Here is a 15,333-nt window from a genome sequence, read left to right on the forward strand (position 1 = left end):
TTATTTAATAATAATGATTATTGTTAAATTTATTCAGGAAAGCTACTAGCCCTTGATTATGCTCAATAAATTGCTATTTAATACTTTGTTACGGGCTGCTTGCGTTAGTTTTTTGATTGGCTTGGTTGGTTGTACAAGACAAGCGACTCAAACTTCCTTTACACAAACGACAACAGCAGATGAAAATCTACCCAAAGTTGTTGCTACAACCAGTATATTGTGTGACTTAATCAAACAAGTTGCTGAAAATACAGTCAACCTCGCTTGTTTAATTCCCCCAGGTACAGACCCTCATAACTATCAACCAAAAGCCGCAGATAAGGAAACTATCGACCAAGCTAATCTGATTTTCTACAATGGCTATAATTTTGAACCGGGCTTGATCAAAACTATAAAATCAAGTAGTAATACTGCACCAAAAATAGCTGTGAATCAGTTAGCAGTGCCAAAACCACAAAGATTTATTGAAGATGGCAAAAGAGTTATCGACCCCCATATTTGGCACAATCCGAAAAATGGCATCAAAATGGTTGATGTTATTAACAATAACCTGAAAAAGCTAGAGCCTAATAATGCAGCAATTTATAATCAAAATACTAAACAAATTAAAAGTGAATTAACTCAATTAGATAGTTGGATAAAAACCAGAATTGCTAGTATTCCTAGTGATAAACGTGAATTAGTTATCAGTCATAATGCACTGGCTTATTATGCTAAAGCCTATGGGATGACTTTAGTGGGGGTATTAGCTGGTATTAATCCCGAAAATCAACCAACAGATAGGCAGTTAAATAGTTTAGTTAAAAATATTCAACAAGCTAAAATACCAACTATTTTTGCTGAGAAAAATATTAATAAACAGTTAATTCAATCGATAGCCCAAACAGCAGAAGTCAGAGTTTCGGAAAGGGAACTTTATACTGATGGTCTTGGAGATGCCAATAGTGATGCTAATAGTTATCAAAAAATGTTGGAAGCAAATACACGCACTATTGTAGAAGGTTTGGGAGGAACTTATTTAATCTTTACACCGAAGGCTAGTAAGTAGCATAAATGAAAATTCAGCAATGTTAACTAAAAAATCCTCTTGGGAACAGGTGGTACATTTACCGATGTCTTACCTTTAAAACTCAGAAAAGTAGGTGCATCAGATGAATAGAATTCTTATTGCGGAGGATGAACCCAGAATTGCCGCTTTTATTGAGAAAGGATTGCGTTCTCACGGTTTTACAACGTCTGTGGCGGTTGATGCACGTTCAGCTACGGAAATGGCTTTAGGTAGTGCTTTTGACTTGATGATTTTGGATTTAGGACTACCGGGTAAGGACGGCTTGGGTGTTTTAGAAGAAATACGCGGACAAGGTGAGAATTTTCCTGTAATTATTTTGACTGCGCGTGATGATATTCAAGATAAAGTTGCAGGTTTTGAAGCTGGTGCTGATGACTATATTACTAAGCCTTTTCGCTTTGAAGAATTATTAGTACGGGTAAAAGCGCGATTACGCAACAGTGTTAGTAACCAAGGTACTGATGAGATGGTGCTGAAGGTGGGAAATGTAGTTTTAGATTTGCGATCGCGTAAAGTAAAAGTGGGTAACAAAACTGTAGAATTACCAGCACGGGAGTTTACCCTGGCAGAAACTTTCTTTCGCCACCCCGGACAAGTTTTAAGCCGTGAACAATTGTTAGATAGGGTGTGGGGTTATGACTATGATCCAGGTTCTAATATTGTCGATGTTTATGTAGGATATTTGCGAAAAAAACTCGGCAACCACCTCATCGAAACTGTCAGAGGTATGGGTTATCGTCTGCGAACATGAGAAATTTCTCATTAAACTTTTATCTGTTTATCGTATACTCAAGAAAATCATCAATAGTAAAAATGCGACAGATAAGGTTTTTATAGATAATTTATCCGTCGCATTGTTATTTAAAAATGAGAAAAATTCAAAATCATCAACAAGAAGTCAAAACTAACTTTTTGAAAAATTTTAAGGGTCTGTTTTGGGCGACACGTACTCAAATACTTTTTTGGTATTTTCTCATTTTATGTTTTATATTTATCTTTTTTGTGCCAGTATTTCGTTATTTTTTATATGCCCAAGTTGATAGGCGGGTGCATAAAGAAATTAACGAGAAAATGGGGATTTTTTTAGAATTAGTTAATGGTAAACCTCAATTCTTAGATTATCTCGAAAATAGGGAAGCAGATGAGACAATTAATCTTTTAAGAGAAGCAGATAACCGCTTAATTAAAGCTCCCAAATCTTTAGATGAATTAAAAGATTTTTTTGATGCTTTTTTGGTAAATCAAATTCCTGAAGACGATACTTTTTTAATTGCGCTAACAGAAGGTAAATTTTACAAATCTAGCCCTAGAGGTAGACCAAAAGAACTGAGTAGAGATTCAAAACTAATTCGCTATTGGTCAAACTTAACTCAACCAGAGGAAGGGGAAAAAATAATTCCGGGTAGCAGTGTTGGGAATATTATTTATTTGGCTCAACCTGTGACAATTAAGGGCGAAGTTATCGGAGTATTTGTTATTGCCCACACTACAGCCGGGGAACATGGCGAGGTGGGAGAAGCTATCAGTGTGATTATTCCTGTAAGTGTAGGAATTATATTATTAGCTTTAGTTTTAGCTTGGTTTGCTTCAGGAAGAATTCTTGCACCCTTACGCTTGTTAACTCAAACTGCACGGAATATTAGTGAGTCTGATTTAAATCAACGCCTTTCTATAGTTGGTGAGGGTGAACTTGCAGAATTAACAGCTACTTTTAATGAAATGATGGATAGGTTGGAAGCTGCTTTTATTAGCCAACGTAATTTTATTAATGACGCGGGGCATGAATTACGTACACCAATTACGATTATTCGTGGTCATTTAGAGTTGATGGGTGATGACCCAGAAGAAATAAAAGAAACTCTAGCTTTAGTCATGGATGAATTAGAACGGATGAACCGATTTGTGAATGATTTAAGTTTACTGGCAAAGGCGGAACGTCCTGATTTTTTATGTTTAGAAACAGTTGATGTTTGCGCCTTAATTGAAGAACTGTTTGTGAAGGTTCAAGCTTTGGGCGATCGCAACTGGCAACTAAGAGCCACTGCTAAAGGTAAAATTGTTGCAGATCGCCAGCGTTTGACTCAGGCTGTAATGAATTTAGTGCAGAATGCTACACAGCATACAAAAACTACTGATACCATCACCCTGGGTTCGGCTATTCGTCACGGTAAAATTTGCTTTTGGGTTAGCGATACTGGTGAGGGTATTGCTAAAGTAGACCAAAAAAGAATTTTTGAACGTTTTGCGCGTGCGGCAAACAGTCGCCGTCGTTCTGAAGGAGCCGGGTTAGGATTATCTATAGTTCAAGCTATTGTAGAGGCTCACGCTGGAGAAATGACTCTCGAAAGTCAACTAGGAACAGGAGCCACATTTACAATTACTTTACCTGTGGAACCGTCCCAAGAGAGCAATAATTAAAAGATTACAGCCTTTCTTAACCTAGTGAGGTACAGACAAAAATAATTAACCGCAGATGGATGCAGATGGATTTGTCCTTCAGTCAACTAGTCAACGCTATCTTGATAAAGTAAAAATAGAATCATCTCAATGTAATTGGTAGAACTCAAGTTTTATGATGCCTCTACAAAAAACTATAGTCGGCATTTTTAATGCTGTGTTAGTTTTAGCGATCGCTGGTTGTGATATTGTATCAAATCAAGACAAATTGCCAGAAACTCCTGCAAGTGTAGAATCTGCATTCACAAATAAATATTCTGAAAAACCGCGTCTCTGGCAAAGAAATTATTATGGGTATGAAGCAACTTTTATTAAAAAAAATGTTAAATACGAAGCTGAGTTTTCTGAGACAGGTGAATGGTTAGAAACAGAATACTATGTGACTGAGAAAGAATTTCCTGATGTTATTTTAAAACGTATTCGCCAAGAATATCCAACATTTAAAATTACCAAATATGAAATTGAAATTACACCCAAAGGTAACTTTTATGAAGTAGATATTACTGATGGTGAAATGGAATATGAATTATATTTTGATGTTCATGGCAATACACAAGTAGATATGTATGAAGATTAAGTTTAATCATGAGAAAATTCTCATGATTTATCAGCTTAATTTAAGATTCAATTAAGATAGAGTTAATACAAAGTATTGATCATTAACTCTGGCTGTTCCCATGTCTAATGTGTGTAAAAAAATAACTTTTTTATCAAGCTTATTATTCTCCACATTTCCAACTATTTCACCAACTTTTGCCGGAGAAACTCAGCTAGATACACCTCAAAAAGAACTAGCACAATTAACTTCAGTTTCTCAACTGTCTGATATTCTACCTACAGACTGGGCGTTTCAGGCTTTACAATCTTTGGTAGAAAGATATGCTTGTATTGCTGGTTATTCTAATGGCAGTTATTTAGGCAATAGTGCAATGTCACGTTATGAGTTTGCCGCAGCTTTAAATACTTGTCTAGCGAAAATTCAAGAAATCATAACTACAGCAAAAGATAGTTCTATAACTAAAGTAGACTTAGATTTAATTCAAAAACTCCAAGCAGAGTTTTCTGCTGAATTATCCATAATTCGCAATCGTGTAGAAACTTTAGAAAGTCACACTTCTAATTTAGCAGCAAATCAATTTGCTACCACTACAAAACTAGAAGCGGAAGTTATTATAGGCGCGGCTGGCGTTTTTGGTGAAACAGTTGCCGATAAAGATGATCATCTTAATAACAATCTTGATTTAAATACAAATCTCACCTTAGCTCAACGTGTGCGGTTAAATTTTCTCACGAGTTTTACTGGTAAAGATGAATTAAATATCCGTTTAGAGTCAGGTAATATTCCTGAATTTGATGAAAATATTACCGGAACAGGAATGACACGTTTAGGTTTTGATGAAGATACGAATAATAATATTGGTCTAGATGAAGTATATTATGCTTTCCCGATTGGAGATAGAATCAAAACCACAATTGCTATCACTGAAATGGAGTTAAATGATATTGCTAACCCAATCAATCCTTTAGCAAGTAGTGATAGTGGTGCAGTTTCCCGCTTTGGTAGATATAACCCGATTGTACGAGGTATAGATGGCACAGGGTTAGGAATAAATTATCAAATCAATAATAATACTAATTTTGGCTTTGCTTATCTAACTAATAATGCAGCTTTACCAACAGAAAAAAACGGTTTATTTAATGGTAATTTTGCTGCACTGGGAAATGTTACTTATCAACCAACTCACAATTTAGGCATTGCTTTTACCTATATTCATACTTACTATGCAGGCGGTGGAGCAAGTGACGTAAATTTGACAGGTAGCACGGGTAGTTTAACAGCGCGTAGCCCTTTTGGTAATGTTTCAACCACAGCCAACTCCTTTGGTTTAGAAACTAGCTGGCGAATCAATCCTAAGTTTATTGTTTCTGGTTGGGTGGGATATACACAAGCAGAGTCACCAGTCACAAATGATAATGCAGAAGTTTTAAATTATGCCATTAGTTTAGCTTTTCCTGATTTGGGTAGTGAGGGTAATTTAGCAGGTTTAGTTGTGGGAATGCCACCAAAAGTTATTAATAGTAGTTTGCTGGCTGATCATGATACTTCCTTACATATAGAAGGTTTTTATCGATTTCAGGTGACAGAGAATATTTCGATTACTCCAGGAATATTTTTAATTACTAACCCTGAACATAATGCCAATCACGATAGTCTTTTAGTCGGAACTATTCGCACCAGCTTAGAATTTTAATTATTTGGCGATAAATGAGCGCGAACGCTGTTCAATAAATCGGTAAATTTAAATGGTTTACTGATGTAAGGGACAGCTTTATTTCCTGATTGAGAAACTTTTTTTAAAATGTCATGATTTGCGCTAACTATGATGGTGGGAATCAGTAAATTATGTTCGCGTAATTCAGACATAACTGTTAAACCATCCTTGACAGAGATATTAATATCTAATAACAATAAATCAAATTTAGCTGTGGTCAACATTTGTAAAGCTTGTTCACCATTATTTGCGATCGCAGTATTAAAACCATTCTGCCGCAAGCCTTTTTCAATAAATGATGCAATCCGAATCTCATCTTCAACAATCAAAATTTTCTGCATAATTACTCCTGGTTTATCCACATTTAAAATTCCCCAAAATTACCGGATAAATAGTAAATTCTGGGGAAATATTTCAATTCAAATTAAGTAAGTCGGTGGGGAAACATAACTAACTATGTTAAGAAAAAAATCAAACTAAAACCCTTTTTCCTCCTGCCTCTTCCCAACTACAAATATTTACTTTGCTATACTTAACTGATAGATTTATAGCTGGAAGTCACTAACTGACTCTCTGCAACTCTGCGTCTTCTGTGATTTTTTTTATTCCCCTGGCGTAAGTCCTGATAACGGCGAATTTGCTTACCAACTAATAGCAACCGCGCCACTTGTTCCGCCGCATTAGTTAATAAAGTTGCAGTTTGAGAAATCGCCTCATTTAATTGACAAGGATGAGTCAAAATACTATTGAAATAATCAATTCCTTGTTGAAAATTAATTTCTGCGCCTTCGCCAATTGTCCCAACTAATGCAATCACTGGTAATTGATAACGCTTGGCACGTTTAGCAACTTCCGCCGGAATTTTACCCCGTGGCGTTTGAAAATCAATGCAACCTTCTGCTGTAATTACTAAATCAGCTTGAGGAATTAAATTATCTAATTCCAAATACTGCATCACAATATCGTAGCGTGGGTGTAATGTCGCGCCAATTAAAGCGTGTAAGCCCGTACCCAAACCACCAGAAGCACCACTACCAGCCATTTCTCGCACATCTAAACCTAAATCTGCTTTGATAACCGCCGCATAGTGTTCTAAAGCAAAAGCCATTTGTTCTACCGTTTCAGCAGATGCGCCTTTTTGAGGGCCGAAAACTCTCGCCACGCCTTTCTCTCCACACAAAAGATTATGCCAATTGCAAGCAACATCAATCTCGACTTGATTTAAACGACAGTCCTTGGCAGATAAATCTATGCGTTGGAGTTTAACTAATTCACTACAACCCAAACCTAACTCATTACCATTGTTATCTAGCAACTTCACACCCAAAGCTTGCGCCATTCCCGCACCACCATCGTTTGTGCCAGAGTCGCCACAGCCGACTAAAATACGTTCAGCACCAGCATCTAAAGCAGCCTTAATTAACTCACCTACTCCATAAGTCGTGGTTATCATGGGATTTCGCATATCGGTAGGTACAAGCCGCAACCCAGCCGCCGCCGCCATTTCTAAGACTGCGGTTTTTTTCATAGTTCCACCCAAAAAGCCAAAGTGAGATTGTACTTTTTGTCCTACAGGGCCAGTTACTTCCAAGTGATGCAAGGTTCCGCCTGTGGCTGCAACTAAGGTTTTGGTAAAGCCTTCACCGCCATCTACTAAAGGTGCTTTGCAAATATTTACATCGGGTATAACTCTGGCGATACCTGTAGCAATACAGTCAGCGACTTGTTCTGCATCAAGACTTTCTTTAAATCCAGAAGGAGCGATTAGAATGTTTAGTGTCATTATTAATTTCCTGCGGCAAACCAGCCGCTTTTTTTGTCGTTAAATTTAGAGAGATGGGGAAGAATTAGAGAGATAATCCTACCCAACGCCACCAGGTGTAATAAAACAGCAGAATTAAAGCCAAGTGAATCACAATCATTACTGAACTTAACCGGAGTAAATCTGTTGGTTTAAAACCTTCGTCGGCATCTTGATAAACCATTAATGCTTTAGAACTGACAGGAAAAGTTAGGCAATAGTCCATACCCAAAGTGCTGAGAAATAAGACAGCAACAGGATTGATATTTAAACTGTTAGCGAGGTAAAGTAACGGTGGTACTAAAGCTGCTGCCCTAGCGGTGTGAGAAGTCATATATATGTGGGAAGTGAGAGAAATAATGGCAATTAGTAACAAAATTAAGAAGTGAGATTTGGCGCTGTTGATGTCACTAAATTGAAAAATATTGTTAATCAACCATCCCGAAGCACCAGAACTGATTAATGCTTTGCCTAATACTAAAGTTGCCCCGACAAAAATAATTAAATTCCAGGAAACAGCTTTGACAGCATCTTTCCATTTAATCACTCCAAAGTTCGGCGCGGTGAGAATCATGGCACCGATGACGGTGACGGTAGCTATTTCTAAACCATGCCATTGTTCTGTTAGCCACAGTGCCAACATTAACAAAACAACCCATAATGTTTGGCGTTCTGGTGGAGATAAAGGTTTTGTTTGTAAACATTCCACATTTAATTTTTGTTGCAGGCGTTGTTTGTCTAAAAACAACCGCATAATTACCCAACAAGAGGCGTAACTAGCAACAACTCCAAAAGGTAAGCCATAAAGTAACCACTGACTAAAAGAAATACTGGTATTAGAAATTTCTTTTAGTAAATCTTGGGCGACTAAATGGGAGCCTGCGCCTGTGAGCGAAACGATTGTAGAGACTAGAATTACAGTGGGCATTAAGAGTGCGATCGCCTGACGAGTTCGTTGATCGTCTGTAGCATTGGCGACACTACGATAAATCGGATGGGTAACAGCAGCACGTCCCGAAGTCGAGGGAATTAAAAAAGATAGGGGAATTAAAACTGTAGTTAATAGCCAAAATAAACTGCTAACATTATGTGCTTTTGCTGCCACTATTTGAGTCAGTCTTGTGGCTAAACCTGTTTGCTTAACTGCACCTCCTAAAATAAACGCCCCTATCATTAACCAAACAACATCAGACCCCAAAGACTCAAAAAACTGTTCTTGAGAAATGCCTCCAGTTAATAGCAGCAATAGCACAGAAAATAAAGCCACATAACCAGCATTAATTGAAGTCGTTGACCACAAAATGACTGCTAGGAGAAAGACAAAGATAGTCAACCTTCCTGGTATAGATAAACCCTGCGGTAAAAAGACTACTACTCCAGATAGAGATGTTAAAAATAGTGTTACGAGTGACTTAATTTGCCAACGGTTGGAAATGCGAAAAAATTTACTAAGTCTCACTAATAAATTATTTATCGGGATACCCTTGTGTTGATTTACAGGTAGTTTCATGTTCTAGGTTTTGCTGACACTGGTTGAGACAGACTTATTTGTAGGTGTGCCTCTTGACTGAAATTGCAGCCTGAAGTTTAACTTTGGCTTAATCTAAATTTAATTAGGGCTTGATGAGAACATAATTAAGGAAACATGAGAAAAGTCTCATGAAACATCAGCAGTTGACTCACGTCGTCAATCTCATACTCATTCCAGATCCCCGACTTGTTCAACAAGTCGGGGATCTATTTCATAAAGAGTGCTGAGTTGAAAGTGCTGAGAATGATAAAATTTGCGTAGCTTGGGTGTAATGAAGCGAATTTAGTAGGGGCGGGTTTATTTAGATCATCGTTAATTGGTGAGCATATCTGTAAACCCATCCCTACTTTAAACCTTTTGGCAGAGGGTAGATTTATTTTCTAAAACCCTAATATCTCCTAACTTTGACTCAGGATGTCTTAATATTTAGCAACATAATATGTAAGTGTTAAAAGTCAAACAGTAAACTTTATTATCAAAGTTAATTCTCAAGATTTAGCTGTGATAGATTAATAATTGAAGTTGAGAAACTTCCCTGGCAGATCAACAGCCAATGTTCAAGTTAGTTATGAGGTAAAAACGCTGTTTAATTTGAATCTGTCTCGCATAAACGACAACACCCAACTCGAACACTAATATTTCCTCCTCTGGGTAAACTGAGGCGTTATAACTGATAGTTGAATGTATATCGGTTAAAGCCTAAGATGAATGATGTATTTGAGGAAATTACTAAGTGAGTAGTAGTTAGGGTGTTGTTGTTTTGAGTAGGTTATAAGTCAGGACTTACGCACCAAGATTGTCTATGAAGATTGGGTGTAAGGGTGTGTGGCGTAAGGGTTTTAGATACATACACCCAATACCCCTGTACCCCTACACCCTCGCCAAAACCCTTGATTTTTCGTTTTTATGTGTAAGTCCTATAAGTGATAGGTTAGAGAGTTTTTTAACTTAACAATTCACCATCCCCAAGTACCGGGGCTGCCTTTAAATGGCCCGACAATATTATTAGTCACCCAACCACCGTAGAAGTTTCCTGGTTGTGGTTGGACTTTTTCACCATCTACATAACAAGCATCCATTAAATGAGCGTAGAAAGCCACATGGTCTTTAATAGATGCAAATGCTGATGTTGGGCTGGGATAATACCAAGCGGCGTTTTGGACTTCTTTATCACCAACGCGAATGGTGTAATAACCGGCGCGTCCTTTCCACTCGCAAAAACTAGATTGTGGTACTGATATCAAATATTCCATTTTGATATCTTCTGGTGGGAGGTAGTAAGAGGGGGGATGGCTGGTTTCTAAGACACGTTTGGCGTTGTGGGTGTCTGCAATGGTTACGCCATTAAAAATTATCTGTATGTGTTTGTTGACAGGTTCTAAGCGCGGGGGACGGGGATAATCCCATACTGATTCTTGTCCAGGTGCTGGTTCGATGCGTTGATGAAAAACCATACAAGTAGGTAGAAATAAATATGCGATCGCCTTTACTTTACCGTAAAGTCATAGGTTGGTGTAAATGCGATCGCTGCAACAAAACTCAAAGCGCCAAAATTAGCGTACTTCTTTTAAACTATCCACTTGCTTGGTAAACAATTCAGTAAATAGACTCATCACTGTTCTTTCTTCCCTTACCTTAATATTAGCTGTGATTGACATCCCAGACTGCAAGGGTAGTTCTTTCCCATTCATTTCGAGTGCTTGCTTATCTAAGGATATTCTGGCAGGGAATCGGTAGAATTTATGAGTTTCATCCGGTGGTAAAGCATCAGAACCCACAGAAACTAATTCTCCTTTAATATCACCAAATTCGCTGAAAGGAAAAGAATCAATTCTGATATCCGCCTTCATTCCTTCCCGGACAAACCCAATATCTTGATTAGTAATAAATACGTCAGCAATATACTTATCGTTGGGGACGATTTGCAGTAATTTTTGGGTTGAATTAGCTACAAACCCCGGATTTTTTGCTTGTAAATCAAAAACTGTCCCACTCACAGGTGCGCGGAGTTCTTGGTATCTGAGATTGAGTTGGGCTTGGGAAAGTTTACTAGTAATATCTGCTAAACGCTGTTCGTTCTCTAGGACAATTTTGATAAATTGGCTATCAATATCTGCGATACGCTGTTTATTTTCTGAGATTTTTTCTAAAACATTTTTACCGGAAACCGCTACAGTATTAGTGAGTTCTTGTCGTCCTCTTTCGATTTCATATTTGAGGCGTTTATCTTCTTCTTGTAGTTGGGCGACTTCGGCTTCTAGGGTTTGTACTTGTTGTTGTTGATTCAGATATTGTAACTGAGAAATTCCCCCTTCTTCAGCCAAGGTTTTCAGTTTATTGAAAATCTGCTGTTGAATTGCTAAACTTGATTGGGTATCAGCGATTTTAACTTGGTTTTGGGTTAGTTGTTTTTTGGTTTTTTCAATTTCTAATTGTGCTGCATTGGCGCGGGTAGCTAATTCTAGTTTAGACACTTGTAGACGTTGTTGTTCATCCACACCCAGCCCTTGAGTAGATGAGGAACTTCTTAGTTCTTTGCGTAACAATTCATTTTCAGCAACTAAGGCGGCGCGACTTTTCAACAAAAATACGGCATCTGTTGGTAATCTACTGCGTAAAAACTCTAATTCTGAACCCACAGTATAACTAGAATTCATCAAGCGACGATAAATTTGATTTTCTCGAATCAAACTATTCCGTACTTGAATTAAGGAATTTAATTCGGCTATAGTTGCAACGGTTTCAAAGGTGAGTAATAAATCTCCTTGGTTGACTTTCTGTCCATCCTTTACATAAATTGCTTTGACGACACCATTGACTGGTGCTTGCACTTCTTTGACTGTTCCTTGGGGTTTTAATTGTCCAGTCGCAGGTACAACTTGTTCAATTTTGGCAATACAAGCCCAAGCAATACCAAACCCAGCTAATGCTATCAAGGTCAACATAATTGTGCGTGACCAAACTGGGGACTGGCGTAAAACAACCGATTGTTCAAAGTTATCAAATCTTTGATTTATTAAAGGCTGTTGGGAAACTTTCTTTACAGATGTTAATACAGGTGATTCGGTAGGAGTTTCTGAATGATGTTTACCGTTACCATTATTGCCATTGAGACGATTACCATTTACTTGAGTCATAGTAGTTTTACCCTTGAGGAATAATGAGTGATTAACCCTTGACTAATTACAAATTAACTTCTTGTTGTTGATATAGGTAAGAATAATGACCTTTAGCAGCCATTAACTCTTGATGACTTCCTTGTTCTATGACTCGGCTTGCGTCCATGACAACGATAGTATCTGCATGGCTGACGGTGTTTAGGCGGTGGGTAATGAAAAATACTGTACTACCTTGAAAGGCTTTGGCTAAGTTTAAACAAACTTGGCGTTCTGTGGGGTAATCTAAGGCACTGGTGGCCTCATCTAAGACTAGCAGTTTTGGTCGTTGAAGTACAGAACGGGCGATCGCAATTCTTTGTCTTTGTCCTCCCGAAAGTCCCGCACCTCTTTCACCAACGCGGGTATTGTAACCGTTGGGTAAGCCCATAATAAATTCATGGGCGCAAGCCACACGCGCGGCTTCAATAATTTCTTCGGTGGTTGCTTCGGGGTTAGTTAAAGCAATATTTTCTTGTACTGTTCCGTCAAACAATAATGTTTCTTGGGGAACGACACCTATTTGTCTTCTTAAAGAGTAAAGTTCAACTTTGGCAATATCATAACCATCAATTAAAATTCTGCCGGATTCCACATCATATAATCGCAGCAGTAATTTCATCATTGTACTTTTACCAGAGCCACTCTGCCCGACAATGCCTATAAATTGTCCGGTGCTAAATTCCAGGTTGATATTAGTTAGTTGTAAGGGGCCATTGGGGTTAAAGCGGAAGGAAACATTGTCAAATTTCACTGCACCTTCAATGGCTGGTAAGGGAATGTTACCTCTGTCTGCTTCCCCTTCTTCTGGAGTATCAACAATATCACTTAATCGTTCTAAAGATAAAGCAGTTTCTTGGAAGTTTTGCCAGAGTTGGGCTAAACGTAAAATTGGGCTGGTGACATAACCAGAAATAATCCGAAATGCAATTAATTCACCTAATGTCAGTTCACCTTGCAAAACTAAATAAGCACCCACCCATAAAACTAGTAAACTACTGAGTTTATTGAGAAAGTTACTCGTAGAATTAGCCAAGGTTGAAGTAACAACAGTTTTAAATCCTGCGCCTACATAACGAGCATAACGCTCTTGCCAAGAAAAGCGCGATCGCAATTCGATATTTTGCGCTTTTACTGTTTGAATACCAGACATCACCTCAACTAAATAAGACTGAGTTTCCGAGTTGCGTTCGGCTTTGTTCCGTAACTGTTTACTAATAGTGGGTGAAGCGATTAAGGTAATTACAACAAATATGGGAATTGTCCCTAACCCAACTAAGGTAAGTTGCCAACTGTAAAACAGCATAACAACAATATAAACTACAGAAAATAAGGCATCTAACCCGACAGTTAAGGCTGTCCCGGTGAGAAACTGACGAATATTTTCTAACTCGTTGATTCTGGTTGACAATTCACCGACGGGACGGCGTTCAAAATAGCGCAGTGGTAATCTTAATAAGTGGTCAATAATCTGTGAACCCAAACCCATATCAATGCGGTTGGTTGTATCCACAAATAAATAAGTCCGCAAAGTCCCAATTATCGCTTCAAACAGTCCCACTACTAACAGTAATGCACCCAGAACATTCAAAGTACTAATGCTGTTCTGGACAATTACTTTGTCGATAATTAACTGAATTACCAGTGGGTTTGCTAGTTGTGCTAACTGGACAAAGAACGAAGCGATAAATACTTCAATTAGCACTCGACGGTAGCGCGACAAATAAGGTAAAAACCACGATACACCAAATCTTTCTTTTGGCGTTTCTTTGGTTGCACTTAGCAGTAATACCCGCATTTGTGGCTGGTAATTACCGTCTTCTAGTTCTAAATTTGCCAGTAATTCTTTTGGTTTACAGCGTACTATACCTTGGGATGGCACACCCACAACAACATGATGTGCATCTGCTGAATACAACACAGCGAAATTGCTGCGATAACGAATGAGTGCTGGTGTGGGGAGACGTTCAATTGTCGATGCGGGTAAATCTACTAACTGGGATTTTAAACCAATTAATTCTGCTATGTATGCACAAGCCGGAAAAGATATACTACCTTGGCGTTTAATTTGTTCAGATAAAATGCGTCGTACAACTTCTCGACGTATGGGAATTTGTAAATGCTTGGACAGCATTTGAAAACAAGCAAAAGTCGCATTGACTTCTCCACTACCACGAACAAAGGGGTATTTGAGGTGCTTTTGTTTTTTGGGTGCTGGATAGTCTACCGCCGTAATTTCTTCCGGTGCGTAGGGAATATCTAACTCATCTGTAATCTCTGTTTGTGTATCATAAATAGACTCTTCCTCAGCTTGAGAATAGTTATCTAAAAATGATAAATCTCCTGGTGCAAAACCAATTAACCTTGCAGGATTTTTCCCAGTAACGTCTATTGTGGCTGCATTTAAGTCTAGGCGAGAACCGGGAGGAAAATTCTTAACTTCACCCCCACTCACAAACCAAATGCTATCAATATCTAGCTGGTTAGATGATTTTTTGCCGGGTGATAAGTATTGTATTTGAGTGTTGAGTAAAGCTTGCTCAGATAATTCCAGAAAATTCGTGACAGAATTGGCTTGTTTGGCGACTTGTACACCCAAAACACTAAAAACTTCGGAAATATGGCTGTGATTTTGTCGGGTGTAGGCAAATTCTGGATATTCTGTTATGAGGCGGGAATATTCTTCAATATTTAAAGCTAAACATATCACTTCCGTGGAAGCGATCGCCACTTCACAAGGAACCTGACGCAAAAAACTAATTTCCCCAATAGCTGCACCCGGTTTGAGCAATTTTAATGTAATAGCTGCTTGGGTTTGCGGTTCATAACCCAACAGGCGTACTTGCCCTTCATATAAAAATATGATTTTTTGTGGTATGGTTTCATTGCCTATAATTTTCTGCCCAATGCGATAGCGCCAAGCTTCTAGTTTTTCCGCAATACTCACAATCACTTCGGCAGGTAATTGCTCAAATCCTGCTACATTAGCAATAAAATCTTGAAAGGCGCTTTTAATATAGGTCATACTTTAAACTTGATTTGATATT

11 protein-coding genes are annotated in these 15,333 nt (G+C 38.2%); 5 read left to right on the forward strand and 6 right to left on the reverse strand.

The window, feature by feature from the left end:
• The first annotated feature begins 58 nt into the window (after positions 1-58).
• The 5 genes from H6G79_RS00860 to H6G79_RS00880 all read left to right on the forward strand — a co-directional run bounded on the left by H6G79_RS00860 (position 59) and on the right by H6G79_RS00880 (position 5,778).
• Positions 59-1,048 carry a metal ABC transporter solute-binding protein, Zn/Mn family gene (locus tag H6G79_RS00860; RefSeq protein ID WP_190587952.1) on the forward strand — a complete coding sequence of 330 codons (990 nt, stop codon included), beginning with the start codon at positions 59-61 and terminating at the stop codon, positions 1,046-1,048.
• Between the two features lie 103 nt (positions 1,049-1,151).
• Positions 1,152-1,820 (forward strand): response regulator transcription factor, encoded by a 669-nt coding sequence (locus H6G79_RS00865; protein ID WP_190587953.1) that lies wholly within the window; start codon positions 1,152-1,154, stop codon positions 1,818-1,820.
• 116 nt (positions 1,821-1,936) lie between these two features.
• Entirely contained in the window at positions 1,937-3,487 is a 1,551-nt protein-coding gene (locus H6G79_RS00870; protein WP_190587954.1) for an ATP-binding protein, read from the forward strand.
• 154 nt (positions 3,488-3,641) lie between these two features.
• Complete coding sequence (locus H6G79_RS00875) at positions 3,642-4,103, forward strand: PepSY-like domain-containing protein (protein WP_242048156.1); 462 nt, start codon at positions 3,642-3,644, stop codon at positions 4,101-4,103.
• Between the two features lie 100 nt (positions 4,104-4,203).
• Entirely contained in the window at positions 4,204-5,778 is a 1,575-nt protein-coding gene (locus tag H6G79_RS00880) for an iron uptake porin (protein WP_190587955.1), read from the forward strand.
• On the opposite strand, the gene H6G79_RS00885 is transcribed toward H6G79_RS00880, so the two are convergent.
• The 6 genes from H6G79_RS00885 to H6G79_RS00910 all read right to left on the reverse strand — a co-directional run bounded on the left by H6G79_RS00885 (position 5,775) and on the right by H6G79_RS00910 (position 15,311).
• The gene (locus H6G79_RS00885; RefSeq protein ID WP_313933863.1) at positions 5,775-6,161 is read right to left on the reverse strand and encodes a response regulator; all 387 of its coding nucleotides are present in this window, start codon (positions 6,159-6,161) and stop codon (positions 5,775-5,777) included. The genes H6G79_RS00880 and H6G79_RS00885 overlap by 4 nt on opposite strands.
• 170 nt (positions 6,162-6,331) lie before the next feature.
• Positions 6,332-7,582 carry a glycerate kinase gene (locus tag H6G79_RS00890; RefSeq protein WP_190587957.1) on the reverse strand — a complete coding sequence of 417 codons (1,251 nt, stop codon included), beginning with the start codon at positions 7,580-7,582 and terminating at the stop codon, positions 6,332-6,334.
• Positions 7,583-7,646: 64 nt separating this feature from the next.
• Complete coding sequence (locus tag H6G79_RS00895; protein WP_190587958.1) at positions 7,647-9,110, reverse strand: SLC13 family permease; 1,464 nt, start codon at positions 9,108-9,110, stop codon at positions 7,647-7,649.
• Between the two features lie 977 nt (positions 9,111-10,087).
• Complete coding sequence (locus tag H6G79_RS00900) at positions 10,088-10,585, reverse strand: DUF427 domain-containing protein (protein ID WP_190587959.1); 498 nt, start codon at positions 10,583-10,585, stop codon at positions 10,088-10,090.
• Positions 10,586-10,684: 99 nt separating this feature from the next.
• Positions 10,685-12,268: an HlyD family efflux transporter periplasmic adaptor subunit gene (locus H6G79_RS00905; RefSeq protein WP_190587960.1), complete on the reverse strand. Its 1,584-nt coding sequence runs from the start codon at positions 12,266-12,268 to the stop codon at positions 10,685-10,687.
• Positions 12,269-12,314: 46 nt separating this feature from the next.
• On the reverse strand, positions 12,315-15,311 hold the full coding sequence (locus H6G79_RS00910) for a peptidase domain-containing ABC transporter (protein WP_190587961.1): 2,997 nt from the start codon (positions 15,309-15,311) through the stop codon (positions 12,315-12,317).
• Positions 15,312-15,333: the final 22 nt, after the last annotated feature.

This window comes from Anabaena sp. FACHB-83 (genome assembly GCF_014697485.1).
In the GTDB taxonomy this organism is placed as follows: domain Bacteria; phylum Cyanobacteriota; class Cyanobacteriia; order Cyanobacteriales; family Nostocaceae; genus Nostoc_B.

Excerpts from the sequence above, each read along its gene's own strand:
- H6G79_RS00875 (WP_242048156.1), top strand. The coding sequence starts at position 3,642 with ATGATGCCTCTACAAAAAACTATAGTCGGCATTTTTAATGCTGTGTTA.
- H6G79_RS00900 (WP_190587959.1), bottom strand. The coding sequence starts at position 10,585 with ATGGTTTTTCATCAACGCATCGAACCAGCACCTGGACAAGAATCAGTA.
- H6G79_RS00865 (WP_190587953.1), top strand. The coding sequence starts at position 1,152 with ATGAATAGAATTCTTATTGCGGAGGATGAACCCAGAATTGCCGCTTTT.
- H6G79_RS00860 (WP_190587952.1), top strand. The coding sequence starts at position 59 with ATGCTCAATAAATTGCTATTTAATACTTTGTTACGGGCTGCTTGCGTT.
- H6G79_RS00910 (WP_190587961.1), bottom strand. The coding sequence starts at position 15,311 with ATGACCTATATTAAAAGCGCCTTTCAAGATTTTATTGCTAATGTAGCA.
- H6G79_RS00895 (WP_190587958.1), bottom strand. The coding sequence starts at position 9,110 with ATGAAACTACCTGTAAATCAACACAAGGGTATCCCGATAAATAATTTA.
- H6G79_RS00905 (WP_190587960.1), bottom strand. The coding sequence starts at position 12,268 with ATGACTCAAGTAAATGGTAATCGTCTCAATGGCAATAATGGTAACGGT.
- H6G79_RS00880 (WP_190587955.1), top strand. The coding sequence starts at position 4,204 with ATGTCTAATGTGTGTAAAAAAATAACTTTTTTATCAAGCTTATTATTC.
- H6G79_RS00870 (WP_190587954.1), top strand. The coding sequence starts at position 1,937 with ATGAGAAAAATTCAAAATCATCAACAAGAAGTCAAAACTAACTTTTTG.
- H6G79_RS00890 (WP_190587957.1), bottom strand. The coding sequence starts at position 7,582 with ATGACACTAAACATTCTAATCGCTCCTTCTGGATTTAAAGAAAGTCTT.